The sequence below is a fragment of the Novipirellula herctigrandis genome (assembly GCA_007859835.1).
GTDB lineage: Bacteria > Planctomycetota > Planctomycetia > Pirellulales > Pirellulaceae > Novipirellula_A > Novipirellula_A herctigrandis.
The window spans coordinates 1,215,687-1,217,871 of sequence record SJPJ01000001.1 but is presented as its reverse complement, the minus strand read 5'-3'; the positions used below and the strand labels follow the sequence as shown (position 1 = coordinate 1,217,871).

The 2,185-nt window shown below is 54.5% G+C and carries 3 protein-coding genes; all 3 read left to right on the top strand.

Features of this window, described 5'->3' with window-relative positions; all coding sequences use genetic code 11:
- Positions 1-422: hypothetical protein (locus CA13_RS34655; protein ID WP_419193922.1), on the top strand; the 422-nt coding region annotated here is incomplete at its 5' end.
- A 249-nt stretch (positions 423-671) separates the two neighbouring features.
- Positions 672-1,130 carry a hypothetical protein gene (locus CA13_RS04240; RefSeq protein ID WP_146394740.1) on the top strand — a complete coding sequence of 153 codons (459 nt, stop codon included), beginning with the start codon at positions 672-674 and terminating at the stop codon, positions 1,128-1,130.
- A gap of 491 nt (positions 1,131-1,621) precedes the next feature.
- The gene (locus CA13_RS04230) at positions 1,622-2,107 is read left to right on the top strand and encodes a DUF6714 family protein (protein ID WP_146394738.1); all 486 of its coding nucleotides are present in this window, start codon (positions 1,622-1,624) and stop codon (positions 2,105-2,107) included.
- The last annotated feature ends 78 nt before the right edge of the window (positions 2,108-2,185 follow it).

Sequence of the window (2,185 nt, the reverse complement as noted above, 5' to 3'; positions counted from 1 at the left end):
TTGCACACGGAGCCGCGGGCCGCGCGGATTCTGAAATCAATGTCGTTTGCCGCGGCCCGGTGAACGGTGACGTTATCGCACTAAGATTGGAACACTTCTTAACTTCGCGACGCGTTTCCCTTCGGTGTCCACACGATAGCGCGATTCCCCACACGTTCTCTCACGTTCGATACCGCCTCTCAACTACCACTCACGATGTGAATCCGTACACGCCGCCTGAAACAAACACCGACGCCAAGTCTTCTCGCCATACTGACACGCGAAGGCGTTTCGCGAGATCGGTTCGTACGTTTGCGATTGCCGTGTTTGCTGGCCTGTTCATGACCGGACCTTCAATTTCAACGACGCCAATCAAAACGCTTGCTGGTGTCTCGCTATTTGGTTTGCTCGCAGTTTGGTTTGACCGGACATATTCTCGCTAACAGTATTCGATGGTTTCGCATCAAGAGCCTCTCGATTCACATGCCAAGTCTCGGATCTGATTGATGCGCGGTCCAACTAGCGGTACGATGCGTGTGATGAGATGTTCACGTCAACGGTCACCAATTCGCCGCTGCAAAACGGCGATAACCATGTCGTGCAACGGAGCACGGCATGGGGCGTCTACAAATGGAATCCACATTGGCCGTGCCCGCTGACGACCACCGTTATCCGACTGAAGTAAGCCGAATTTGATTTCCCTGCGATCCATTCTTTTCGCTACCGCCTACCTCGCAATCGCGTTTGCCGCTCTTGCTGCGCAGTCAACCCTTGCTGCCTCGGCATTCGTCTATTTGTCCGCGATCGTCCTTAGTTTGTCCGCCATCCTTGCTTTCACTGGCGTAGAATCGAATCGTCGATACTTCGCTGCGTTTGCATTCGCAGGGCTCACTTTCTACGTTTTTGACTCTCAAACTGGCTACTCACTCTCAGAGTTTGTCACCAGCATCTACTTCGACCACGCGATCCCACCGGACTACGCGCGATCGGTTGCGGTCCCCTACACCGAATCAGGCTCATCCTCCTATACTGTGTACGTTCCGCCATCCCGGAACCTTGAGCGTTCGATCTTTCGTTGCGTAATCTCACTTTCAACTGCCTTTACGCTCACCGCTATTTCACGCCGCATTTCGACGCACACGAACGGATAACCATCGCATGCAACGGAGCCGGGCTTGCGCGTTTTCACAAATGGCACATCAACCGTCCCGGCCCGCTGATGCGTAACCGTTATCCGATCAACGACGATCGGTATGCTGGTGTTGGGCCTTGGCGTCACAACACTGGCTTGCGGCTGATGCCGGTGAACGATACACCCGACGAACCATTCCCTCGGACAACTTTTCTGGTTCGACCTTCCAATCTCCTGATGGCTTGCGCGAGCCTCCTCGCACCGACCATCGGCGTGCTCGGGCGACATTCGTTGCTCGACGACGGAACGTCCTGATGGCTTGCGCGAGCAATCTCCTGTTACCATCGGCTTGCTCGGTCTTGCTTTGGAACGTCAACTGGCATTCCACCTTCCACCTAAATTCACCACGGATAACCATCCGTTGCACACGGAGCCGCGGGCCGCGCGGATTCTGGAATCAATGTCGTTTGCCGCGGCCCGGTGAACGGTGACGTTACCCGACTGAAATCTATGGACCCACTCGTGGCCGACATCGCGTCGTGCTTTCCGGTAAATCCGGTCCCCGCGGCTCGTGACGCAATCATCGACACGTACATGGTTGAACACCTCCACGAAATACTCGGCGACAAACCATGGCCAAGCCTTTCCCCGATCGAGTGTCGGCATTGCTCAGATGGCTTCACGTTTCTTACGCCAATCGGACTGCACTACTATCTTCCTGCCTACATGACCGCAGAGGTCGTTGATGCCGAAGAGGCAGACGTTGTGATCGACTCACTAATTGGTCTTTTTCAACGTGACCGATTCTACCGCGACGATCGCTATCTCGAATTCTGGAACCTTGTGACAGATGATCAACTTGCGATAATTGGGCATTGGGTGGACCACTACGAAACTACTTACGACTTCAACGATTGCACGCAGTCCGAGGTTACAATTGCCCGTACTTGGCTTGCCACACTTTCCGATGCTCGCCACTCCAAAAATGACGGGTAACCATGTGATGCAACGGAGGACGGGTGGTTCGTTTTCTCGTCAGCTTGCAAGTCGTTCGCCCGTCCCCGCTGATCACTA

Excerpts from the sequence above, each read along its gene's own strand:
- CA13_RS04230 (WP_146394738.1), top strand. The coding sequence starts at position 1,622 with ATGGACCCACTCGTGGCCGACATCGCGTCGTGCTTTCCGGTAAATCCG.